Annotated in this window: 23 protein-coding genes and 1 tRNA gene; 18 read left to right on the forward strand and 6 right to left on the reverse strand. The window is 69.0% G+C overall.

Annotation, left to right across the window (positions count from 1 at the left end; all coding sequences use genetic code 11):
* Nucleotides 1-138: 138 nt before the first annotated feature.
* From ACJA3G_RS03950 to ACJA3G_RS03960, 3 genes are all read left to right on the forward strand, one after another.
* A tRNA-Gly gene (locus ACJA3G_RS03950) sits at nucleotides 139-212 on the forward strand.
* Nucleotides 213-693: 481 nt separating this feature from the next.
* Nucleotides 694-1,482 carry a hypothetical protein gene (locus ACJA3G_RS03955; RefSeq protein ID WP_406551447.1) on the forward strand — a complete coding sequence of 263 codons (789 nt, stop codon included), beginning with the start codon at nucleotides 694-696 and terminating at the stop codon, nucleotides 1,480-1,482.
* Nucleotides 1,483-1,490: 8 nt separating this feature from the next.
* On the forward strand, nucleotides 1,491-1,961 hold the full coding sequence (locus ACJA3G_RS03960) for a hypothetical protein (RefSeq protein WP_406551448.1): 471 nt from the start codon (nucleotides 1,491-1,493) through the stop codon (nucleotides 1,959-1,961).
* Between the two features lie 120 nt (nucleotides 1,962-2,081).
* On the opposite strand, the gene ACJA3G_RS03965 is transcribed toward ACJA3G_RS03960, so the two are convergent.
* From ACJA3G_RS03965 to ACJA3G_RS03975, 3 genes are all read right to left on the reverse strand, one after another.
* Nucleotides 2,082-3,302 (reverse strand): tyrosine-type recombinase/integrase, encoded by a 1,221-nt coding sequence (locus tag ACJA3G_RS03965; RefSeq protein ID WP_406551449.1) that lies wholly within the window; start codon nucleotides 3,300-3,302, stop codon nucleotides 2,082-2,084.
* On the reverse strand, nucleotides 3,302-3,514 hold the full coding sequence (locus ACJA3G_RS03970) for an excisionase family DNA-binding protein (protein ID WP_406551450.1): 213 nt from the start codon (nucleotides 3,512-3,514) through the stop codon (nucleotides 3,302-3,304). The genes ACJA3G_RS03965 and ACJA3G_RS03970 overlap by 1 nt, the downstream gene beginning before the upstream one ends.
* A gap of 226 nt (nucleotides 3,515-3,740) precedes the next feature.
* Nucleotides 3,741-4,025 carry a helix-turn-helix domain-containing protein gene (locus tag ACJA3G_RS03975; RefSeq protein ID WP_406551451.1) on the reverse strand — a complete coding sequence of 95 codons (285 nt, stop codon included), beginning with the start codon at nucleotides 4,023-4,025 and terminating at the stop codon, nucleotides 3,741-3,743.
* A gap of 254 nt (nucleotides 4,026-4,279) precedes the next feature.
* Between ACJA3G_RS03975 and ACJA3G_RS03980 the strand changes: the two genes are divergently transcribed.
* From ACJA3G_RS03980 to ACJA3G_RS04005, 6 genes are all read left to right on the forward strand, one after another.
* Nucleotides 4,280-5,200 (forward strand): hypothetical protein, encoded by a 921-nt coding sequence (locus ACJA3G_RS03980; RefSeq protein WP_406551475.1) that lies wholly within the window; start codon nucleotides 4,280-4,282, stop codon nucleotides 5,198-5,200.
* A 53-nt stretch (nucleotides 5,201-5,253) separates the two neighbouring features.
* Complete coding sequence (locus ACJA3G_RS03985; RefSeq protein ID WP_406551476.1) at nucleotides 5,254-5,910, forward strand: ATP-binding protein; 657 nt, start codon at nucleotides 5,254-5,256, stop codon at nucleotides 5,908-5,910.
* 114 nt (nucleotides 5,911-6,024) lie between these two features.
* Entirely contained in the window at nucleotides 6,025-6,186 is a 162-nt protein-coding gene (locus tag ACJA3G_RS03990; protein ID WP_406551452.1) for a hypothetical protein, read from the forward strand.
* Nucleotides 6,183-7,097, forward strand: coding sequence for a DUF2637 domain-containing protein (locus ACJA3G_RS03995; RefSeq protein ID WP_406551453.1), 915 nt, complete (start codon nucleotides 6,183-6,185; stop codon nucleotides 7,095-7,097). The genes ACJA3G_RS03990 and ACJA3G_RS03995 overlap by 4 nt, the downstream gene beginning before the upstream one ends.
* A gap of 256 nt (nucleotides 7,098-7,353) precedes the next feature.
* Nucleotides 7,354-7,884, forward strand: coding sequence for a plasmid mobilization relaxosome protein MobC (locus ACJA3G_RS04000; RefSeq protein ID WP_406551454.1), 531 nt, complete (start codon nucleotides 7,354-7,356; stop codon nucleotides 7,882-7,884).
* A complete protein-coding gene (locus ACJA3G_RS04005) occupies nucleotides 7,881-9,518 on the forward strand; it encodes a relaxase/mobilization nuclease domain-containing protein (RefSeq protein WP_406551455.1) in 1,638 nt (545 codons plus the stop codon). Before ACJA3G_RS04000 ends, ACJA3G_RS04005 begins: the two co-directional genes overlap by 4 nt.
* Nucleotides 9,519-9,595: 77 nt before the next feature.
* Here ACJA3G_RS04005 and ACJA3G_RS04010 read toward each other — a convergent pair whose 3' ends face one another.
* Nucleotides 9,596-10,927 (reverse strand): helix-turn-helix domain-containing protein, encoded by a 1,332-nt coding sequence (locus ACJA3G_RS04010; RefSeq protein WP_406551456.1) that lies wholly within the window; start codon nucleotides 10,925-10,927, stop codon nucleotides 9,596-9,598.
* A gap of 259 nt (nucleotides 10,928-11,186) precedes the next feature.
* Here ACJA3G_RS04010 and ACJA3G_RS04015 point away from each other — a divergent pair, with 259 nt between their 5' ends.
* From ACJA3G_RS04015 to ACJA3G_RS04045, 7 genes are all read left to right on the forward strand, one after another.
* The gene (locus tag ACJA3G_RS04015; protein WP_406551457.1) at nucleotides 11,187-11,459 is read left to right on the forward strand and encodes a hypothetical protein; all 273 of its coding nucleotides are present in this window, start codon (nucleotides 11,187-11,189) and stop codon (nucleotides 11,457-11,459) included.
* On the forward strand, nucleotides 11,459-11,653 hold the full coding sequence (locus ACJA3G_RS04020) for a hypothetical protein (protein ID WP_406551458.1): 195 nt from the start codon (nucleotides 11,459-11,461) through the stop codon (nucleotides 11,651-11,653). Before ACJA3G_RS04015 ends, ACJA3G_RS04020 begins: the two co-directional genes overlap by 1 nt.
* Before the next feature lie 193 nt (nucleotides 11,654-11,846).
* Nucleotides 11,847-12,488 (forward strand): hypothetical protein, encoded by a 642-nt coding sequence (locus ACJA3G_RS04025; RefSeq protein WP_406551459.1) that lies wholly within the window; start codon nucleotides 11,847-11,849, stop codon nucleotides 12,486-12,488.
* Between the two features lie 41 nt (nucleotides 12,489-12,529).
* Nucleotides 12,530-13,108: a hypothetical protein gene (locus tag ACJA3G_RS04030; RefSeq protein ID WP_406551460.1), complete on the forward strand. Its 579-nt coding sequence runs from the start codon at nucleotides 12,530-12,532 to the stop codon at nucleotides 13,106-13,108.
* 27 nt (nucleotides 13,109-13,135) lie between these two features.
* On the forward strand, nucleotides 13,136-13,339 hold the full coding sequence (locus ACJA3G_RS04035) for a hypothetical protein (RefSeq protein WP_406551461.1): 204 nt from the start codon (nucleotides 13,136-13,138) through the stop codon (nucleotides 13,337-13,339).
* A 143-nt stretch (nucleotides 13,340-13,482) separates the two neighbouring features.
* Nucleotides 13,483-14,646: a YcaO-like family protein gene (locus tag ACJA3G_RS04040; protein ID WP_406551462.1), complete on the forward strand. Its 1,164-nt coding sequence runs from the start codon at nucleotides 13,483-13,485 to the stop codon at nucleotides 14,644-14,646.
* Nucleotides 14,643-16,058, forward strand: coding sequence for a TfuA-like protein (locus tag ACJA3G_RS04045; protein ID WP_406551463.1), 1,416 nt, complete (start codon nucleotides 14,643-14,645; stop codon nucleotides 16,056-16,058). The genes ACJA3G_RS04040 and ACJA3G_RS04045 overlap by 4 nt, the downstream gene beginning before the upstream one ends.
* On the opposite strand, the gene ACJA3G_RS04050 is transcribed toward ACJA3G_RS04045, so the two are convergent.
* Complete coding sequence (locus tag ACJA3G_RS04050) at nucleotides 15,995-17,416, reverse strand: MFS transporter (protein WP_406551477.1); 1,422 nt, start codon at nucleotides 17,414-17,416, stop codon at nucleotides 15,995-15,997. The genes ACJA3G_RS04045 and ACJA3G_RS04050 overlap by 64 nt on opposite strands.
* 487 nt (nucleotides 17,417-17,903) lie before the next feature.
* Here ACJA3G_RS04050 and ACJA3G_RS04055 point away from each other — a divergent pair, with 487 nt between their 5' ends.
* Nucleotides 17,904-18,812: a ParB N-terminal domain-containing protein gene (locus ACJA3G_RS04055; RefSeq protein WP_406551464.1), complete on the forward strand. Its 909-nt coding sequence runs from the start codon at nucleotides 17,904-17,906 to the stop codon at nucleotides 18,810-18,812.
* A complete protein-coding gene (locus tag ACJA3G_RS04060; protein WP_406551465.1) occupies nucleotides 18,805-19,644 on the forward strand; it encodes a DUF6551 family protein in 840 nt (279 codons plus the stop codon). Before ACJA3G_RS04055 ends, ACJA3G_RS04060 begins: the two co-directional genes overlap by 8 nt.
* Nucleotides 19,645-19,679: 35 nt before the next feature.
* Here ACJA3G_RS04060 and ACJA3G_RS04065 read toward each other — a convergent pair whose 3' ends face one another.
* Nucleotides 19,680-21,104, reverse strand: a complete 1,425-nt coding sequence (locus ACJA3G_RS04065) for a TIR protein (protein ID WP_406551478.1) — start codon at nucleotides 21,102-21,104, stop codon at nucleotides 19,680-19,682.
* Nucleotides 21,105-21,145 lie beyond the last annotated feature (41 nt).

A 21,145-nucleotide genomic window follows, 5' to 3' on the forward strand; every position in this document is an offset into this window, starting at 1 on the left:
GCACCGTACGCCCCAACTCCGGCCCCCGGCACCCGAATCCCGCCACACGGAACGCGCGAAGCCCCCGGGCGGATACGCCTGGGGGCGGGGATGGGGTAAGGTGAGCAACGATGCGATTCCCCCTCGGGGGGTCGTTGCGCGAGTGTAGTTTAATGGTAGAACATGAGCTTCCCAAGCTCAGAGCGCGGGTTCGATTCCCGTCACTCGCTCCATTGAGAAACCCCAGGTCGTTGGCCTGGGGTTTGTTTGTTGTCTAGACCAGTTTCGACCCGCGTGCCATTCGCGTGCCATAAGGGACCGAATACCGCACCTAATTGAGCGACACAAGCCCATCCATGAGGGCGCGCCGCCAGATCGTCTCGAATCTTGAGACGGATTTCATGTGATCTGCACCACTCACGCGGCGAAGGGTGCTCGTGTGCAGGCGCGAAGCACCTTCAAGTGCGACGACAAGAACGTGACAGGGCCAAGAGGAGCGGGTATCGGTCCCGGCACCGCACTGGTCACACCTCTCGGACAGTCGCGGCCGGATTGCTGCGGCCTTGTAACAGGCAACGCTCGATCAACACGCAGGCTCGTCACAGATGCCCAACGCACCTTGTCCGCCGGTAAGTTCACCGAGCCGGACTCTTGGACATCCACTTCCCCCGGCTCGGGGGACTGGCCGACTGCCCGCTTCGGGGAGGATTCCACATGGGACGCCGCACCAAGTTATTGACCGGACGTGCCGCCGCCACGCTCGCACTCGCACTGAACTCGATGGCCCTCGGGCCCCTGTCCGCCGCCCACGCGGACGGAGCGCCGGAGTCCGACGATCCGATCGTCGTCTCGGACGCCGGCAACGCCACGGCCAAGCTGACCATCGTCCTCGACAAGCAGGCACCGGAGGACCGCCCTCACGGCGACGACACCCCGGTGATGTCCGACGAGCAGGTGGCCGACGAGCTGGCGAAGTTCAACGACGTCGTGGACGTCACCTCGACCCCCGAACCGGCGGGCACGCTTTCGGCAGAGGAACTGAGCGTGCTCTCGGCCGACAACGCCTCCCCGGACACGCCGGAAGCCGCGGACGATACCGCTACCCCGACGCGTATCGACCCCGGCGGCGGAGGTGGCCGGTCCGTCCTCAAGTGCTACGACAACCGAAGCTGGACCGACGCACGCGGCACCTTCATGGCACGCCACAACTGCGCCTACAACAACATCAACTGGGGATACAAAATCTCCCCGGCAGTACGGGCGATCATCAGCAGTCCCGTGCGCGAGACCGGCCTGCGCTGGTGGAAGAACAGGAAGAACCAGCCCGCGAACAGCCCTCACACGGTCGGCTCGTCGTACCTGTTCCACGGGACCATGGGCAAGGTCAACGCGTGGGACGCGGTGGACTACCAGGACTACATGACCTTCTCCGTCAAAATCGGTGGCCGCACCGGCCGCGGCACGCTCACCTTCGCGGGCGGCGTCGTCCCGCTGCGCGGATAATTCCCGCCATGCATCCCGCTGAGCTGGTAACCCGTCAGGCCGAGACGATCCTGAACCGTCTCGGCCTGATGGGCCGGTGTGAGATCTCGGTCGTGACCGTTGGATACGACTCGACGGCCCTCACGGGGGAACACGGGCATCCCAGCACTCCACCCTCCCCTGCGGGCGCGTACAGCTCCTGGCTAGCCGTGCAGTCAGGACCGGTCGACGACGAGCCCCCGCTGGACGACGGTATCCATGTGCTGGTCTCCACAGCTGACGAGTCGACGCGGGTCCACCTGCCACCGGGCATGGAGCACGTCGAGGCTTTGGTGCTCCTGGCCGACCGGCTTCAGGACTGGGCCATCGAGTTGACGCATGGCCGGGCCCTGCCCCCGTGTCCAGGGCACCCTCACCCGATGTCTGCCACTGCGGTGGATGACTCTGCGGCCTGGGTCTGCCCCGCCAGCCCCGAACAGGTACTGCTCCCGATCGCCTGACCCGCCTGAACCCGCCACAGCGCGGCTCCCAGCCGAACAAGACCACCTCTCGACGAAGGTCGTCAGGGGACACGCCACAGGGCCGGACCAGCGGGACGCCCGACCCAGTCCTTCGGGTACTCATGCTTCCCGTGCGAAGGAGTCGTCGGTTGTGCCGCGAGCGCGCGAGACGAGGGGGTGGATAGTGGCCCCTTCGTCCCCCGCGTGCTCGGCCGCCTCCGCTTCCGCGCGCTGGCGACGCACATCGACATCGATGGCTCCGGCGAGCTTGCGCTGGTGCTTGCGCGTCGAGTGCTGATAGATCAGTTGGGCCCGCTCCGAGGAGTGGCCGGCGCGGACCATGAGGTCCTTCATCTTCGCGCCGGTGTCCGCGGCGATGGTGTTGCCGGTGTGCCGCAGGTCGTAAAAGCGGAAGCCCTCGGGCAGGCCGACTTGGTCGCGGACTTTGCGCCACTTACGGCCGAAGGTCGTGCCGCGCAGCCGGGCCCCGCGCTCGCCCACGAAGACCAAGCCCTCAGGGCCGGCTTCGGCGAACCAGTCAAGGTGGCGGCTCACGTCCAGGTGCATGAAGCCGGGCAGTACGATCTCCCGCTTCCCCGCCCGAGACTTGGGGTCGCCGATCACCCGGAGCCCGACATTCAGCTCGGGCGCTGCCCTGCACACATAGAGGGCGCTCCCGTCCGGGGCGATGTCCTTACGACGCAGCTCGGCCAGCTCCTCCGGGCGCATCGAGGCGAACGCGCCGAGAAGGACCATCAGTCGCCAGCGAATGCCGATCGCCTCGGCCAGCGCGAAAACCTCCTCGACCGACGCGACAGGGCGCTCGTCCGCCTCCTCCTTGCCCGCGCCGCGGATCTTGCAAGGGTTGCGGCGGATCATGTCGTCGTCGACGGCGGTCTCCATGATGGCCTTCAGCAGCCGGTACGCCTTGGCCACCTGCGTCTTCCCCGTGGCCTGCAGCCGCTCTGCCCGCCAGGTGCGGACCTTGGCAGGGCTGATGACGTTGACGTACTGCTGCCCGAACGTCGGAGCGAGGTGGAGCCGCAGCATGCGGCGGTACAGCTCGTCCGTCGTCGGCGCGATACCGCGCTCGTCGATCCAACGCTTGGCGTAGTCGGCGAACAACACCTCGCCTGCGGTCGGATCGAGCCAGTCACCGCGTGACTGGTCAGCCTGCATCTGCGAGAGGAAGACCTCGGCGTCCTTCTTCGCCTCAAAGGTCTCTGGCGCCGGACGCAGGATCCCGTCCGTGCCGGGGTAGCGGGCCTGGTACCGCCCGGAGGGGAGCTTGCGTATCGCACCGAAGCTGCGGCGCAGCGCCTTCTGGCGCGGACGCCCCACTAGGCCGCCCGCCCGTAGCGGGCGCGCCGGGCGCGGACTGGCTCGACCGTCCGCTCCTCTATGTAGGCGGCCAGGACGCCGTCGGCAATGCGAATGTGCTTGCCGACCTTGATGTAGCGAATGCGGCGCTCGGATACGAGGCGGCGGATAAACCGCTCGCCGACCCCGAGGCGCTCAGCAGACTCGACGACGCTAAGGAGACGGTCAGCCATTCAGTACCTCTCCCATTACCACTCGATGGCCGCCGGAGAATACTCTCCCACCCTTCCTGCTCGTGCGATCAGGAGGGAGCGCGTTCCAGATGGGGATGAAGGTCGATCGGTGCAAGAGCGGTCTCTCGTGAAATAGACATGGATATGGCATAGGGCGGACCCGCAGGCGCGCCGGGACCATCAATGGTCCGGAGGATCCCCGGTTTCGCTAACCGGGGATCGTCGGCTATGTTGCGCCCACCCCAGCCGGTTCCGGCCCTCTGGGAGGGTCCGCGAGGAGGGCCTGCGGAGGCGTTCCTAGGGCAGCGGCGATGGCCATGAGGTCGTCGATGTCGCAGCGCCTGACCGTGCGTTCGATGCGGGAGAGCGCGGTGAACGTCAGGGGACGGCCGAGTGCGGTGACGCGGGCGGCGAGCTGGCGCTGGGAGTAGCCGCGGGCGACGCGGGTGCGTTCGATGGCCTGGGCGGCGGCCTGTCCGGCGGGTCCGATTTCGAGTGGGCGTGGCGGCATGGGTGTGTTGTAGCTTGCGCGCCGGACGCCTGGGAAGGCATTCCTGTCTGCCGTGAGCGATCCTCGAACGGCGGTGATTTTCTGAGTGATTTCGGTGACCGGGGTTTCGGGTCTACAGTCTCCGGACCGGCGGACAGGTTTTCTTGGATTTCAGAGCCAGGTCTGGACTTTCACGCCCTAGGTGTGGCTGTGTTGTCCACGCACCCTGGCCCCTCGCCGGTTTCCTCGCCGATTTCGAAAGGCGGTCGATCGACATCGCCCGTATCCGCACCATCAAGCCCGAAGCCTTCATATCCGAGTCACTGGCCGCGGTCAGTGTGACCGCCGAGCGGACCTTCTTCGGCCTGCTCACCCAGGCCGACGACCACGGACGCTTCCGCGACCAGGCCGCCGTCATCGCCGGTGCCCTGTGGTCCCTGCGCCCCGAACACGGCCCGCTGGAGGTCGAGGACGACCTCAACCAGCTCCACACGGCCGGCCTGATCTGCCGCTACGAGGGCGAGGACGGCAAGCGGTACCTGCACCTCGTCACCTGGGCCAAGCACCAGAAGATCAACCGGCCCAGCGGAAGCCGCTGCCCGGCCTGCCCCCACCACGAAGGCGGACGTCCCGCGCAGCCCGCCGGAAGTCTTCATGGAGGACTCACGGAGGCTTCAGTGAGCCCTCCGGGAGCCCTCACCGAGGACTCGCGCATCCTGCGGGAGCCTTCCGTGAGAGACGGCGAATCCGCAGGTCAGGAGGTTTTCAGTGAGGTGTCACGGAGGAATCCGGGAGGGCTCACGGAGGACTCAGTGAGCCCTCATGGTCCGGATCTAGGACCTAGGATCCTGGATCTAGGATCACCTCCGGTGGGGGGCGCGAGCGCCCCCGCCCCCGAGTCCGTCTCCACTCAGCAGCTCATCGCCGAGTACGTCGCCGCCTGCCCCAACCGGCCGCCCAGCGGCTTCCTGGGGCGCCTGGGCAAGGAGACCGCCAAGCTGCTCACCGAAGGCATCGACGCGGCACACATACGCGCCGGCCTGGAGCGGCTGCGCACCAAGGGCCTGCACCCCAGCGTGCTGCCGAGCCTGGTCAACGAGGCCATGAACCCGCCCACACCCAGCGGCACATCCGCAGGGCACCGGCCGTGGACCAACCCGGTCGACGCCCAGGCCGCCTACGGGGGTGATCTGTGACCACACAGACCCTCGCCCGCGAGCCCCGCCAGCTCGGCGGCGCCATGGCCAAGATGGACGCGATCATGGCCACCCGCAACATCGACCCCGCCGTGGTCGATGCCGAGCCGTCGGCAGAACCGGTCACCGCGCTGGAGCTGGCCGCCGCCCGCATCCCGCGCCGCTACCGCGATGCCCTGGCCGACCACGCCGACGTATCGGCCTGGGTCTGGGAGATCGCGGCTGCCGGACGCCCGGGGCCGGGCGGCGCACCGGGCATCGCCCACGGGCCCTCGCTGCTGATCGCGGGCCCGACCGGCACCGGCAAGACCTACCAGGCGTACGGCGCCATCCGCTCGCTGCTGGGCGCTGGGGTCCGGCTGCGCTGGGAGGCCATCACCACCGCCGAGCTGCACGCCACCTTGCGCCCCCGCCAGGGCCACGACGGCGAACGCCGCTTTCAGGAACTGGCCCGCAGCCCGCTGCTGCTCCTGGACGACCTCGGCGCCGCCAAGGCGTCGGAGTGGACCGAGGAGCTGGCCTACCGGCTCATCGACCACCGGTACGTCCACGAGCTGCCCACCCTCATCACCACCAACGTCCCCATCGCCGACCTGCGTACAGCCGTCGGCGACCGCGTCGCCTCCCGCCTCGCCGAGATGACCCGTCGCGTCATCCTGGACGGCCCCGACCGCAGACGCGGCACGGCCACCTGCCCGCGCGGGTATTAACAGGCCCCTGCGCCCCCGACGCACCGCGCCCCAGCCACCCGATCCACTCCCCTGCCGCGCCCGGCCGCCCCTCGCCCTGCCCGGCGCGCGCAGATCACCACGGAGATCCACCTCATGACCACACCCACCGCGCTACCCGCTGCCCACGTCAAGGTCTGGGGCAGCACCGGCATCATCCCGCTCGCCACCCTCGTCTCCGCCCCCAGCACACTCCTCACCCCCAGGTCCGTGTGGGCCGCGATCGTGCGTGTCGCGGCGAAGGGTGGGATGCGATGACCAAGCCCGATGCCGAGCGGACTGCGCTCATCGCGGCGAGTGCCGTCATCGTCGTCCTCACCTGCGGGGCGTTCGCGCTCTCATACGCGCACCTGGCCCACGTCGCCGGCCAGCACGGGCTGGGAGGCTCACCCGTCCGCCGCTGGGCCTGGCCCGCCACCCTGGACGCCTTCATCATCGCGGGCGAACTACTTATGCTCCGCGCGGGCCTCCGCCACGTCACCGACCCGTGGGCCATCGCCGCGACCGTGATCGGATCGGTCGGCTCCATCGTGTTGAACGTGGCTGGGGTCAGCGGCGCGAACAACGCCGGCGCGGTCCCGCTCCTCGACTACGTGGTCGCCGCGGTTCCCCCGCTCGCCGCGATGCTGGCCTTCGCCGTGCTGATGCAGCAGATCCACCAGCTCGTCGAGCGTCCCGCCGACCGCCCGGATCCGGTCCCTGGCCAGGCTCAGGAAACATCGGCCACCGCTTTGACCAGCCCTCTCGATCTACCGGTCGCCGTATCCGAAACGTCCCGGGAGTCGGGTTGCGATACCGCTCCGCGTACCCATGACCAGACTCACCCGGCACGCGACCGTGAACCGGAAGAGGCCCCTGCCCTGGCCGCTCACCGGAACGCGGATCCGGTCATCTCAGCTCCGGAACGGAGCTCACCGGTGAATCCGGAACGGAAGCAGCCGGGAAAGCGCGGCTCCCCAGGGCGCGAGCCCGACCTGACCGATGCCGAGCTGCAGGCCATCGCCCTCGACCTCGCCAACGGCACCGGAGTGCCCTCCGTCGCGGACATGCGCGCAGAGCTCAAGAGGCGTAACCACAAGGCCGCCACCGAGCGAATCACGAGGGCGCTCAAAGCGCTCAAGGCCGGCAGCGGTGCCGGACATGCCCCGCAGAACGCCACCAGCAACTAGCGGCACGGGGCGCTCAACACCCAAGCCCCGCACCGAAATACCTAGGCGCGTACCGGAATCACCGCCGGTACGCGCCCCCGCATCCACACCCGGCGCCCACTCCCCCACGCACACGGAGAACCGATCCATGCCCGACCAGCACCACGAACGCCCCATCCCAAAGCAGGAGATGACCACAACTTCAGCCACCGCGTCAGCAAGGTATGCCGCTGGACCGTCCACAGGTCGGTCCCACGGGGAAGCCTCCTCCCCGGGGGTGGCGGAGGCAGGCAGGCACCAGGGGGTGCCCGGGGAGGAACAGGCCGCCGACGCCGATCGCACTGCTGCTCTGCCACTGCCGCGTGCCGCCGAAGCAGCTGCCCTGCACCGCGTCGCCCGCCGCCGCAAGCCAGACCCGAACGGCCAGCGCAAGAAGCGTGTCGATGCCCGCTACAGCAGCGAGGAGAAGGCAGTCATCCAGGCCAAGGCCCAGTCGCTGAACGTCAGCGGCGCCCACTACGTCGCCGTCGTCGTCCTGGCGCACGTCCATGGCGACCTCACCGTGCCCGGTCAGCGCACCCTGCTGGACGACTACATCGACGAGCTCAACGCCCTGCGCCAGCAGGTCGCCGCCATCGGCCGCAACGTCAACCAGATCGCCAAGAAGCTCAACTCCGGTGGCCATCCACAGCATGGGGACAGCACCCTGCTCACCCACACCGACCGGACCCTAAACGCCGTCGGCACCGCCGTCAGCCACATCGCGGCAGCGGCCAACCAGGTTGTCAGCCACAAGGCGGCCCGGTGATCGCGAAGATCAGCGGCGGCAGGAGTACTGCCGGCCTGATCCGCTACCTGTTCGACACGAAGAAGGCCAAGGACCACACCGACCCCCACCTGGTCGCCTCCTGGGACGGCTTCGCTCCCGACCCCGGCCGCACCACTGACGGCTTCGACGTCACCAAGAAGCTCCTCGTCGCCGACCTCGACCTGCACGTCAAGCAGGCCGAGCGGCTCGGCCGCGCCCCCGAACGCCACGTGTGGCACTGCTCGATCCGCGCCGCCGAAACCGACCGGCACCTCAGCGACGAGGAGTGGGCCGACATCGCCCGCCGGATCGTTGCCGCCACCGGCATCGCCCCCGACGGCGATCCGGACGGCTGCCGGTGGGTCGCCGTCCGCCACGCGCCCGACCACATCCACATCGCCGCCACCAAGCTCCGCGCCGACCTGCGTACCGCCCGCCACTGGAACGACTACCTCACCGCCGACCGCGAACTCGCCGCCATCGAGAAGGAGTACAGCCTGCACCAGGTTGTACGCGGTGATCGCACCGCCGCCAAGCGGCCCACCCGCGCCGAGCAGGAAAAGGCCAAGCGAGCCGGCCACGACCGGACCGCCCGCGAACGCCTGCGCGCCACGGTGCGTACCGCTGTGGCCGCCGCCACCAGCACCGAGGAGTTCGTCCGCCTGCTGGAGCACACCGACGGCGTCCTGGTCGACGTCAAGCACTTCCCCTCCGGCGACGTACGCGGCTACACCGTCGCCCTCGAAGGCGACACCAACGGCCAACAGGAACCCGTCTGGTTCTCAGGCTCCGAACTGGCCCCGGACCTGTCCTGGCCCAAGATCCGCACCCGGCTGACCGCCACGACCAGGACCAGCCATCCCTGGCACACCGTCCTGGCCGCCGCCGAGTACATCCCGCACGCCCTCACTCACGACGACGCACCCGCCGCCCAGGCCCACATCACCGCACTCGCCGAGACCCTCGACGCCCTGCCCCTACTCGCTCCCACTCCCTACAAGGAGGAGCTGCGCCAGGCAGCCGCCGCCTTCGAACGCGCCTCCCGTTCCCGCGTCCACGCCGCAAACCAGCACGCCGCCCACCTGCGCGGAGCCATCAAGGACATGCTCCGCACCTCACCGCCCCACGGCCCGGACGGCACCCTCCTGGCCCTGCTCCTCGACACGATCGTCCTCGCCGTCATCGCCACCGTCCGCTGGCACGACCTGCAACGCCACGACCAGCAGGTCGCCTCGGCCCACGAGGCCCTCACGCGCCTCCAAGCCGTCGCGGACCGGGCCGCCGCCCTTCCCCTGGCCACACTGACGCGAGTAGCTCCCGCCAGCGACATCTCCCAGCTCCACTACGCACGCGCCGTCCGCGTCGCCCTTCCCGAGCACGCCGAGAAGATCCTCGGCGCCCCCGACTGGGCCGCCCTCGCGGTGGTGCTCGCGCGAGCCGACGCAGACGGCCGAGATCCCACCGAGGTCCTGCGCAAGGCCGCCGACCAGCGTCCCCTCGACGACGCCCGACACCCTGCACGCCTCCTCACCTGGCGTATCCAACAGGAGATCCAACGACCCCCGACACCCCGTCCCACGCCCTCGGCACCGGCCACGGCACCAAACCCCAGCACGCGTCGCTCCCATCGCTGACCGCCGGCCCCACAGGCTCGGCCGCCGCAGGTGCACGAATGCACCTGCGGCGGCAGTCGCGCTCCGTGCTGTCTCGGTCAGGCGACGTCCAAGAGTTCGGAGAGGCTGTCGCGGCCGGGGGTGTCGTCCGGGAGTGCTTGGCACAGGGCCAGGGCGCGGGTCTTGGTGAGCCCATTGCGATAGGAGGCCGGGAGGCCGCCGTAAGCCTGTACGGCGACGTGAGCAGCGGCTTCCCGGTCACCGTCGTGCGCGAGGCAGGACGCCTGGTCGATCGCGATCAGCGCCCGTGTCATCAGCGAGGGCGCTCGCGAAAGTTGCAGGGCGGCCGACTGCGCCTCGTACGCGCGGCGAGTCTCTCCCAGGTGGGTCAGGGCCTGACTCATGTGGACCTGATGCTTCTGCATGGGGTAGCCGAACCAGGTGTCCGCGCGCTGCTGGGGGCTGAGCCGGTCGGCGAGGCGCTCGACATCCGTGACGGCGTCGAGGGCCTTGTCGCGGTCGCCTCCGATCGCGTAGGCGCGCGAGGCGACGGCGGCGGCGAGGGCGGCAGCCGCGCTGGGGCTTTCGCCGGCCAGGTGCCGGGCCTGGTCGGCGAGTTTTGCGGCGGCGGCCGGGGCGCCGTAGTTCAGCGGCACCATGGCCTCGCGGCCGAGGACCCAGGCGTGCAGGAGCTGGTCTCCGGACTGCTGGGCGGCGCGTCCGGCGGTGGCGAACCAGCGGTGGGCTTCGCGGTGGTTGCCGAGGTCGTGCAGGACGATCGCGAGCATGCCCGCCATCTGTCCGGTGACGTGGCACAGCTGGCTGCGGCTCTGGTCGGTCTGGGCTTGGAAGAGAAGGGGTTTCATCTCCTCCAGGTCGTCCTGGAGGTTGGCCAGGACGTCGGCTGGTGCCTGGCCGTGGTAGCCGTAGCCGTATCGCTCGGCGGTCGACTCCCAGTAGCCGAGATCGGGATGGGTGTGGTCGGCGGCAAGGGCGGCGTCGATGTCGGTGCGGGTGGACGTTAAAGCGGCGAGCCCGGTACCTGCCAGACCGGCAGCGAGCGCGCCGCGCATCACATCGCGGCGCTTCATCGGATCGTCTCCATCTCCATGATCTTGTAAGGGAGTTACCGGGTCCCCGGCCTCCCATGGCCTTGCGGCCAAGCCTAAGTCCGCGCCCGGGATTCCGAGTCCGTCCGCGATCCGCTCCAGCACTGGCAGGGAGGTGACGTCGGCGTTTCCGCGTGCGATCTGGCTGACCCGTTCGGCGCGGATGCCGCATGCTTCGCTGATCTTGTTGAAGCTGATCTCGCCCTCGGTGTGGGCCAGGGCGAAGACCGTACTGATGTCGCGCCGGGCGAGGGCCTCGGTGAAGCGAGGATCACGTCGTAGGGCTGCGGGCAGTGCTCCCGGCGGGTTACGAAGTGCCATGGCTACCCCCTCGGTTGGCGACGCCCCCCACGGAATGTACCCATCGTGGGGGCCCCTTACATGGGGTTACCGCGTCGCTCGGGCCGTCCTTAACTGAACGTGCTTGCCCGGTCTACGCGACGTCGAACGTCGAGATCCGGGCTTCCCGTTGGCCTGGCGGCCGGAATCCCTCGCTGCATTGTTCGGCCGCCCCGAACCGAGAGCCGGTGACCCCACGATGCACGCCAATGGAACCGGAAGGACCAGCCTCCTCCCGAAGGTGACCGAAAGCGCCGACGCCGACCAGGTGCTTCAGGTCACCTCGGCCCCGGCGCTGCGGGCACCGGTGAGCATGGTGGTCTTGCTGGAGCGTGACATCACCTACGACCACGGGGCGGGGCAAGCCCGAATCGGAGTGAACGTCGTGCTCGGCGACGGCAACACCCAGCGGGCCGAACTGGTCTTGAACCCGGCCCAGATGTACGCGACGTCCGCGAGGCTGGATCGGGCCATCCGGGCTCGCGAGGCCGCCCGCTCGGTCGGCGGCCGGTGATGGGCCGCCACCGGTTACAGGTCGACAGCGACGTGGTGGCCGCCATCAGCTGGTGGGGCGCGATCCTCACGGGGCTCGTACTGGTCGGCCTCTCCGCTGATCAGGAGCTGCGCCATGACGTCTCCGTCGGACGGACCGCTGTGACCGTGCCGGATGTGGCAGACGCCCCCGAAGGCGGAGACGACGGCACCTAGACCGCTCCGGCGCCCGGCCCTGGGGATCTGCCGCCGGGTGCCGGAGCACCAGACCGCCGCCCTTGCGGGCGGCGCGGGCGGCCCCTGCCGGCTGCCCCGCCGTTCCCGTCCCGTCGCGCCCATCGGCTCGGGCTGCGGGGCGGGGACGGCCGCTTGACCCCGGCGATGGCCCTTGGTGGAACAGGAGATCAGCATGGATACCGGACAGCCCGTCATTGAGCGCTCAACGGCCCGCACGGCGTGGGAGGAGACCGGAACTGTCCTCGTCCCCGACGCCCTGGAGTCGGGCCGGTTCGAGCAGCTGGTGAACGAGGCCCACGAACGGATCGGCCTGGCGACCCCCCACGTGCGGGACGAGATGAGCGCCCACCGCGACGGGAGCTTCGCCGCGCCGTTCCACTGCGCGTTCGTTCCGGCGGGGCCGGTCCTGGAGGCCCTGGCGTACGACAGGACGCTCTGGGCGGCAGTACGGGAAGCCACTGGCCTGCCCCGGCTGGTGCCGCGCGGCGGCGCGGTCGTCGTCTACCGCAAGGGCGACTTCCAAGGCGTCCACTTCGACAGTGTGCGGGCCTCGGTGACGATCGGCGTCGCGCTCACCGAGGGCCTGCCGCCGATGGGCTGGGCACCGCACCTGCGCGATGCCCACCCCGACGTCCTCGCCCGGCTGTGCGCCGACCACGGCCTGTTCCCCGAGGGCGATGCCTTCCAGACCCTGGACCACGAGTTCGGCTGCGGCTCGCTGCGGGCGTTCGCCGGCTACAACGTTCCGCACTGGCGACCCCCGTATCCCGGCGAGCTGGGCCTGCTGGCGACGTTCTCCTACCTCGACCTGTGAGGCCGGCGATGTTGCGTCAGGCGTGGTTGGCGGAAGGCAAGGTGGACGTCCCTGCCGACGTGGTCGAGCCAGGGCTGTGGGACGACCTCGCGGAGGAAGCCGGCCAGTGCCGGAAGCAGGCTGTCGTGCGGCACAACCAGCGGCCGGGTCTGCTGGTGATGCGGGACGGGTCGATCACCTCGCCTCAGCGCTGCACCGTCCACCCCGGCGGGGCGGCCCTGAAGGAACTGGCCCTGACCAAGGGCCTGGCCGAGATCGCGAGCGAGGCCACCGGCCAGGGTCGGATGACGCCGAGCCGGTTCGGGTTCAAGTTCTACGGGCCCGGTGACTTCATGCACGTGCACCGGGACGACGGGAAATGCGACATCACGTTCTCGTGCGGGCTGCGGGCGGGCCTGGCCCCGATGGGCTGGCTGCCGCGCCTGCGCTGGCTGACCAGCGACCAGATCGCCGAACGGTTCGCCGACACCCCTTTCCCCACCGACGGGGGCGGGTTCCCGATCCTGTCGCGGCAGCTCACGGGATTCGACGGGCGTCGCATCCCCCACTGGCGTACCCCGCTCGGCCCGGTGTCGCGCGAGGTGCTGATCACCATCTGCTTCGCCGATCTCTCGGCGTAGCAGCCTCTCTCGATCGAAGGAGGAACCATGCCCGCAGAGATCAAGAAGACGGAGACGTCGTCGGAGGACGTCAGTCCGGCGGATGCGCCGGTAGTGGACCCGGCCGAGTTCGTGGCCGAGCTGCATGCCGAGGGGTCGCTGCCGCAGAACGTCGGCGGTGACCCGGCCGTTCCGGACTCCGCGTTCCCCGACACCCACGTGTACGAGCAGCCCGCCCTCACCGCTGTCTGACCGGGCCCAAAGATCGAAGGACCCGGCCGCCCGCCCTCCCCGGGCTGGGCGGTCGGGCGCCTTCACCCGACCTCACCGCGGCAGGTACTCAACAGCGCCTGGCAGCCACACATGCTCCACGCCCATTCAAGGAGGAGAGCCCGGTGCACAAGGTCTATTTCGACGGCACACACCGCACCCGTCACCCCGCCCAGACCTGGCAGGCCCTCCGCCCGTTGCTCCCCACCTACGGGATCACGCGGGTCGCGGACGTGACCGGCCTGGACGATCTCGGCATCCCGGTGACCATGACCGTACGCCCGCTCGCCCGCACGCTGGCCGTCGCGCAGGGCAAGGGAACAAGCCTGGCCGCCGCCCGCGTCTCCGGAGCCATGGAAGCCATCGAGGTATGGCACGCCGAGCACGCCGTTCCCGCTGCCTCGGAGATCCGCATCCCGGCGCGGGAGATGGGGCTGCCGTATCCGGTGACGGCGCTGGAGCTGCACCCCGGCCATCTGGTGACCGACCGGACCCGCCTGGACTGGATCACCGCCGAGTGCGCCGTGGACGGGACCCCGGTGCCGGTACCCGCCACCTGCGTCACGCTCGGACGGGAAACGCACCGCGAATGGCGGCTCCACCTGCCCAGCGCTTCCACCAACGGCCTCGCCTCCGGCAACACTCGCGCGGAGGCGATGGCGCACGGCCTGTGCGAGATCATCGAGCGGGACGTCCTCAGCGACCTCCCGTCGGATGCCGAACGACTCGACGCCGAGAGCATCGACGATCCGCACTGTGCGAAGCTGATCGACCGGCTGTCCGCCGCCGGAGTCTGGACGGAACTGTGGCACCTGCCCAACCGGTTCCAGGTGCCCGTGGCGGCCTGCTACCTCTGGCGCGAGGACCAGCCCGCGCTCCTGGTCTCCGGCTCCGGCGCCCATCTGGACCCGCGCATCGCCCTGTCCCGGGCGATCACCGAGGCCGCGCAGTCGCGGCTCACCCACATCACCGGATCGCGCGAGGACACCCCGCCGACCGTCTACCGAACCGGCCCGTACAAAGGCCCCGCCCCTATCTCGGGCAAGACGGTGGCATGGCCGGCAGTCACCCAACGGTACGAGGCTGCCTTCGACGAGGACGACGTGGAGGCCGCGCACCTGGCCACCGCCGTCACCACTGTGACGGGCATACCGCCCTTGGCCGTCGACCTCACCCACGGTCCCTACGCACGCGAAGAGTTCACCGTCCTCAAGATCCTCGCGCCGCACCTGCGGTACGACTCCCGCCACGCCATCGCCCGCCCCGGCGGTCCAGGAGTTGCGGCATGAGCATCCACGTCTTCGCAGGGCCCACCCTGCCCCCATCCAGGATCCGCGGGCTGTGCCCGCACGCCGTCGTGCACCCACCCGTCCGCCACGGAGACCTCCTCCGCCTCGACCCGACGCCCAGCGACACGGTTCTGATCATCGACGGACTGTGGCACCAGAGCGCCCCCGTGCGGCATAAGGAGATCCTGGCGCTGCTCGCCGACGGCGTGCGCGTCATCGGCGCCGCCAGCATGGGCGCCCTCCGGGCCGCTGAACTCGCCCCGTACGGGATGACCGGCGTCGGCCGGATCTTCGACGACTACCGGACCGGCGCCCTGGATGCTGACGACGAGGTGGCCGTCCTCCAGGACGGCGCCGGCCGAGCGCTGACATTCGCGCTGGTCAACGCACGGGCCGCACTGGAACGCGCCCACGCCGACCAGCAGGTCACCCATGATGAGGCGGTGGCGCTGCTGCGGCTCGCCCGCGCCATCCCCTACACCCGCCGCACTTGGGCCGTGCTCGGTCGGGCTGCCGCCCAGGACGAGGCTCTGGCGGACGCGCTCGGCCGCCTGGATCGGTGGCGTCGTACCCACCCGTACGACCTGAAGCGCGAAGACGCCGAACAGGCTCTCGCTCTGATCGCCGCCGACCCGGACCAGGTCACCGCCAGCACCTGGACCGGGCAAATACTGCCTACCACCACCAGCAGCGCGGCCCAGAGGACCAACTCGGTGGACACCGATGGTTGGGCCGGGCAGCCATGGGCGACGAGCTTCGTACGGTACTGGGACGCCGCGTTCCGGCCCGGACCCGGCCGAGTGCCGCTGCTCGCGGCTCTGAACCACCAGCAGCTCTACGACCCCGGCTTCCCAGCCCGCTGGCGCCACCGTGTCCTTGCCGCGATTGCCGGGCGGGCGGCGATGCCGAGGGCGGGGGCCCTCGCGGTCGCCAACGCCTGCGGCGTCAGCACCGCCGACATGACACCCGCGCAGCTGGCGTTCTGGCTCACTCCGGCCGAACAAAGAGACCTCACCCGTGCAGACGCCCTGGCACAGATCATGGTCCGCTGCGCCCGCTGGGACGGCGCCTGGGCCGTCTGGCCCTCCACCTGGCAAGAAGCCGCCGGCCTCCTCGGCGACCCGATGGCCGCGGCGGCGGCCGTGACGGCCGCATTCAAGGTGAACACGCGGGCCGAGGCAGCCGACGCCCGGCACTCCATCGCCCACCTGGACACCGGCCGGATCTCCCGACACCTCGCCGAGCGGTGGAAGCTCCCGCCAAGCGCCGATCAGGCGCAGCGGGACGCGGCGGCGCGCGACCGGGCCTTTAGGGACTTCGCGGGGGCTGCGGAGGTCGCCCGCGCGTACTACCTGGCCGCCGTCTCCGCAGCCGGAGCCACCTCGTCTGCCAGCGACAGCCGCCGGACCTGACCGATGGCCAACGGCACGATCGCCGCTGCCGCGATCACCACGGCCCCGGCTGCGAGAGTCGGCCGCAGCCCCAGGTGCCGCGACAGCGGACCGGCGATCAGGTAGCCCACCGGGACCGGAAGGATCTGGCCCAGCGTCGAGTACGACATCGTCCGGCTCAACTTATGGGCCGGGATACGTTCCTGGACCAGTGAGGCCCACGTGGTCATGCTGACCGCCAGCCCCGTACCGGCCGCCACCGTGGCGGCGACCAGGACCGGCAACGGGGAGGTGGCCGCCATAGCGGCCAGCGGCAGGCCCATCGAGCCGGTACCCAGGCACACCACGACCCCGACCAGGCGAGGCTTCCACAGCAGCGCGAGCGCCGCCCCGGCAACCAGTCCACCGGTGAACCCGGAGACGACCCAGCCCCACGGCGCGGCCCCGCCCAGAACCTCCAGGCCGTAGACCGGGCCGAGCAGTTGATAGCCGACCAGCCACACCGGCACCACTGCGGACGCCTGGGCGACCATGACCCACAGCCAGCGCCGGGACCGGAAGTCCGCCCAGCCCTCGCGCAGGTCGACCAAGAATCCGGTACGGACCTTCACCGGGGCCGCGTTGAGGTCTATGCGCGCGCACAGCAATGCTGCCGCCGCGAATGTTGCGGCGTCCCAGCCGATCACCCAGGCAGGGCCAACAGCGGACACCAGGACACCGCCCAGCGCAGGACCCGCGACCTTCACCGTGTTCTGCCCGATCTTCAGCAGCGCGTTCGCCGAGTGCCGCCACGGCTTGGGGACGACCTCGACGACTACGCCTCCGGCGGCCGGGGTGAAGAACGCCGACGCGGCTCCGCACACCGCCGACATGACCACCAGGTGCCACACCGTGGCCGACCCGAACCAGAGCAGCAGCGCGGCCAGCCCCTCGGCCGCCGCCGACACCACATTCGTCCACACCATCACGCGCGCCCTGGACCACCGGTCCGCGACCACCCCGCCCACCAGCAACAACACGATCTGCGGACCCATCCCGGCCGCCAGCACCAGGCCCAGACTCCCCGCCCCGCCGCCCAGGTGAAGGGTCGCGAACGCGAGCGCGATCGGGGCGACGGCCGACCCGGTCCACGACAGCAGACGCGCGGCGAAGTGAAGCCGGAACTGCCGCACGCCGAGCGGGGCGACGGCACCACGCAGACGGGTCGAACGGTCGGCGCGACTGGGTCGAGCTGGCTGCCGTACGAACCGCAAGATCCTTCTCCGCCCCGGAACGACGAAATCCCCAGCAGCAGACCGCCCCTGGGGAACCCGCCCAACCCTAGGACAACTCAAAGATCGTGTGTCCCAGACGAACACAACCGCCACCCTTCGCTGCATCGGCAGCTGAGGTTCCACGAGGGATGTCCGAGACCCACGTTCCTCCCTGGCCTCCGTAAGGTCACCGCCGTGGCCTGTTCCCCCGAACTACCGCCGGTTCATGACGTCGCATCGCCGGATCGTTCCCGCTGCTCGAAATCACCCAACTGAGTGGGTCGTTGTCCACGCAGAGCGGCAACACTCCCTTCGGCGCCCAGTCCAGTCGAAAGGCGGCTGCCAATGGCCCGCGCCCGTAACCAGAGTGAAGGCAAAACTCGGCTACCCAGGTAGCTGGGACCAGCCCATTGAGTTCAAGAGTTCAGCCAGCGAACGGCGCGCAGACAACTACGCCCGCAACCACGATTACTCGAATCGGGCGAAAGGAGGCCATTAATCACACTGCCTACGGCGCATATTCGCGCCGTTAGCCCGCCTGCGGTCATGCGGCGTGTATAACAATGCCGTGCGACGCAAATTCTCGACATGTCGCAGCGGAAGGAACAGCACGGTGAAAATTAAGAACATCACTTTGTCTGACATTAAGTACGATCACCGTGTTCGCGAGATGGGCGATCTCAGGAAGCTGGCGGAATCGATTGCCAAAAATGGGGTGATCCAACCCCTCATTATGAGCAACGACGGGGTCACGCTGATTAGCGGGCTGCGGCGATTGCACGCCCTGACACTGCTAGGGGTTCCGGAGACTCGAGTACAGATCCCTTCAGATGTGGTCGAGCTGGCAGCAGCGCTTCAAATGGAGACAGAAAGGGCAGACGCAGCTACCGACCTTCCCATGACCCTTCGGGAACGAATGAATCTGGCCTCCGAAATTCATGGCGTGCCGGCTCCCTCATCCAGGGTTTCACATAGCATCTACGCATCAGATTTCGTTGGGATTCCGAATCGCATCTATTGGCGAATTCGGGCGGTCATGAATACCGCGAAAGAGGGAAAATCTAACCCTACCTTCAGCATGATCCGCGCACGGAAACTCGTACCTTTGATGCTCGACGCTGTTGAGGCCCCGCCCCCGGGGTGGTCTCCTAGCCGGATCATCGAAGAGCTTCACCAGCTACGCAATGACGGAGATATCCCGGAAACGATCAGGCACATGAAACCGCGGCGCCAGTCGCTGAGGATGCGGGTTGACCTGAAAAGGGAGGCGGCAGAGCCGGCTTTTAAGGACACGCCGACGCCTTCGCCCCGTGTGCAGATCCTGCCCTCACCTTCCCGGCGTGTCCCAGAAGTTAGTCGAGCTGTCGCGTCGCTCGTCGGAGTATGTGCAGGGATCTCATCAATCACCGAAGTCAAGCCCTCGTCCGCGGATGACCTCGCCCATTGGGACAGCGAACTCCGCGACTGCAAGAAACACATCAACGTTCTGCACACTCTCATCAGGAAGGCAAGTAATGTCTAGGACGGCTCACAGCACCACCATCGAAGATCTCGCGCCATCTGCCGTGACAACGGATCCGTTGGTCAACACCCGGCCCGTCGATAGGAGCTGGGTTGCCCGGAAATTGCGAGAGGGATTTGACGTAAAGCGTCTGGGCGTCCCCACTGTTTCGGCGAGGGCTGACGGATCCTACATTTGGGTCGATGGCCAGAACCGCGGCGCCCTTTGTTTGGCCGCTCAACGCGCAGACATTAAAATCTGTATGAAGGTGTTCCATGGACTAGCTGTAGCCGAAGAGGCGGAACTCTTCCTGGGGCTTAATGATAATAGAAGAGTCCAGCCGATCTACAAGTTCATGGCGGAGGTCACGGCGGGCCGCAAAGAGGCACTGGACATCACCGAGATCGTCGAGAAGTGTGGTTGGAGGGTATCTGACGGCAGCTCGAACAGCACTATCCATGCAGTCGCCGCATTGACGACGTTGCATAGGGCCAGCGTAGATCGTCCTGGGCACCTCCTTAAGGAGACGCTGACGATCGTCACTAATGCGTGGGGTCCGACCCCTGAAGCGGTAAATGCCAACATCCTGCTCGGGCTTGGATCAGTTCTACTTGACTGCCCGGAAATTGACCGACGGGTGCTGACGAAGAAACTGGCATCTCACCCTGGGGGACCATCAAATCTGCTGGGTAAGGGACGAGGTCTCAAGGAAGCGATGAACTGCAAGGTCTCCCAAGGGGTGGACCAGATCATCCGAAACATTTACAACTCGGGACGACGCGGCAGTCGCCTGCCTACGTGGGCAGTGCCTGCCAGCCGCGAAGGTTCGGTGCAGGAAAGCCTGCTGGCCTGAGCGAGGTCCGGCTGCCGGAGCCCTGTGAAGGAGACTCAGACCTCGCTCGAGATCCCGAACTCCGCCCCTGAGATCTCCGCCAGGGATGCCGTCACGGCTCGGAGTGGCTCCCGCAGGCCGTTCAGGTCCGTGCGGAACGCGTCGGCGTGGTCCCACGTGCGTTCGTGATCCAGCGGGCTGAGATGCGGCGGGCGGCGGGCCTCCCAGGCCATGAGGAGCGGGTGCCAGCGAGTGGTGAAGGGGCGGAGAACCTCGTTCAGGAGGCGGTCCGCCGCCGACTGGACATTGGGTGCGGTGCCCGGCTCCAGGCCGACGCTGTAGCGGCGGAGCGTGTCGCGAGTGAATGGGAACAGGCTGTTCAGGGAGGTGAGGGCCTCACGCAGACTGCCGCTGTCGGCGGGGAGTCGCTGGACACCGATGCGGCTCACCAGCTCGACCTGCAGGTCGAAGGCAGCCATCCGCTCGGCCTCGCTGACCGTCATCGGCATGCTCTCCTTCCGTACACCGGGAATCGGGAGTCCGGGGCTGTCCAGCCTAGTGGCCGTGGCTCCCAGGCTGGAGAGGACCGCACGGCGCAGTGTCTCCGCGCGGGCCGAGTCGCCTTCGTGGTGGAGCCAGGAGTGCGCCGTGACCGGGTGCAGGTGGTGCGGGGCTGACGTGAGCAGCCCACGGGCGTGCAGTTCGGCCACACCGGCACTCGCGCGGCGCAGGGCGACGGCACGCGGCAGCCGGTCGGCCGCGGTGAGGACCGTGGCCACGGTCTCGGCAGTGACCGGCAGCGGGGACAGGGCGAGTGCGCAGCGCAGCACGTCCTGAGCCTCGGCGGGTGCGGTCATGGCGTCGCGCACGTGGTCCGCTGTGAGCTCGTCGCCGGCAAGGATGTCGAGCAGGGAACGGCCCGGTTCGTACAGCCGGCTCGCCAGGGCTACGGGATTCTTGCCCGCAGTCACCGCGCGGCCGAGCAGTCCGAGTGCCCCAGGGTGCCCCGCGGCGGCGTCGGCGATCGCGGAGGCGCCCGCGAGCGCGGCGGCTGCCGCTTCGGGGAGGGGTTCCAGGTCGACGTGCTCGCCGTGCCCCCCGTAGGTGCGGCTCCGGGTGATGAGCAGGGTGCGGACCAGGGGATGCGGAGCGGTGAGCTCGGTGAGGGCGCGCGGCGACAGGCCGTGGGGCACGTCGTCCACGACATACAGACAAGGGCCATCGGGTTCCTGCGGCGGCTGCGGCGCGATGGCGCGCACCCAGTGCACGCCACCGGGGAAAGCGGCGCCGAACCGCAGCGCGTACTCCCGTGCAAGCCGTGTCTTTCCGATACCCGGCATGCCGCGCAGCTGCACGGGTCCAGCCGAGGTACGGCCGGTGACGAGCGGTGCCTCCTGGACGTGCAGGGCGCTGTGCAGGCGCCACAGGTCGGGCAGCCTGCCGGTGAACTCCCCCACAGCGGCAGGCAGCTCGCCGTGCACGCTGGGAGGCGCGGCATCCGCATCGGGCCGGGCACCTGCCG

Source organism: Streptomyces sp. YS-3, assembly GCF_045257485.1.
Lineage (GTDB): Bacteria > Actinomycetota > Actinomycetes > Streptomycetales > Streptomycetaceae > Streptomyces.

Coding starts and splice junctions, on each gene's coding strand:
- ACJA3G_RS03955 (WP_406551447.1), top strand. CDS start 694: ATGGGACGCCGCACCAAGTTATTGACCGGACGTGCCGCCGCCACGCTC.
- ACJA3G_RS03960 (WP_406551448.1), top strand. CDS start 1,491: ATGCATCCCGCTGAGCTGGTAACCCGTCAGGCCGAGACGATCCTGAAC.
- ACJA3G_RS03970 (WP_406551450.1), bottom strand. CDS start 3,514: ATGGCTGACCGTCTCCTTAGCGTCGTCGAGTCTGCTGAGCGCCTCGGG.
- ACJA3G_RS03975 (WP_406551451.1), bottom strand. CDS start 4,025: ATGCCGCCACGCCCACTCGAAATCGGACCCGCCGGACAGGCCGCCGCC.
- ACJA3G_RS03985 (WP_406551476.1), top strand. CDS start 5,254: ATGGACGCGATCATGGCCACCCGCAACATCGACCCCGCCGTGGTCGAT.
- ACJA3G_RS03990 (WP_406551452.1), top strand. CDS start 6,025: ATGACCACACCCACCGCGCTACCCGCTGCCCACGTCAAGGTCTGGGGC.
- ACJA3G_RS03995 (WP_406551453.1), top strand. CDS start 6,183: ATGACCAAGCCCGATGCCGAGCGGACTGCGCTCATCGCGGCGAGTGCC.
- ACJA3G_RS04010 (WP_406551456.1), bottom strand. CDS start 10,927: ATGGCACTTCGTAACCCGCCGGGAGCACTGCCCGCAGCCCTACGACGT.
- ACJA3G_RS04020 (WP_406551458.1), top strand. CDS start 11,459: ATGGGCCGCCACCGGTTACAGGTCGACAGCGACGTGGTGGCCGCCATC.
- ACJA3G_RS04025 (WP_406551459.1), top strand. CDS start 11,847: ATGGATACCGGACAGCCCGTCATTGAGCGCTCAACGGCCCGCACGGCG.
- ACJA3G_RS04035 (WP_406551461.1), top strand. CDS start 13,136: ATGCCCGCAGAGATCAAGAAGACGGAGACGTCGTCGGAGGACGTCAGT.
- ACJA3G_RS04045 (WP_406551463.1), top strand. CDS start 14,643: ATGAGCATCCACGTCTTCGCAGGGCCCACCCTGCCCCCATCCAGGATC.
- ACJA3G_RS04050 (WP_406551477.1), bottom strand. CDS start 17,416: ATGCAGCGAAGGGTGGCGGTTGTGTTCGTCTGGGACACACGATCTTTG.
- ACJA3G_RS04060 (WP_406551465.1), top strand. CDS start 18,805: ATGTCTAGGACGGCTCACAGCACCACCATCGAAGATCTCGCGCCATCT.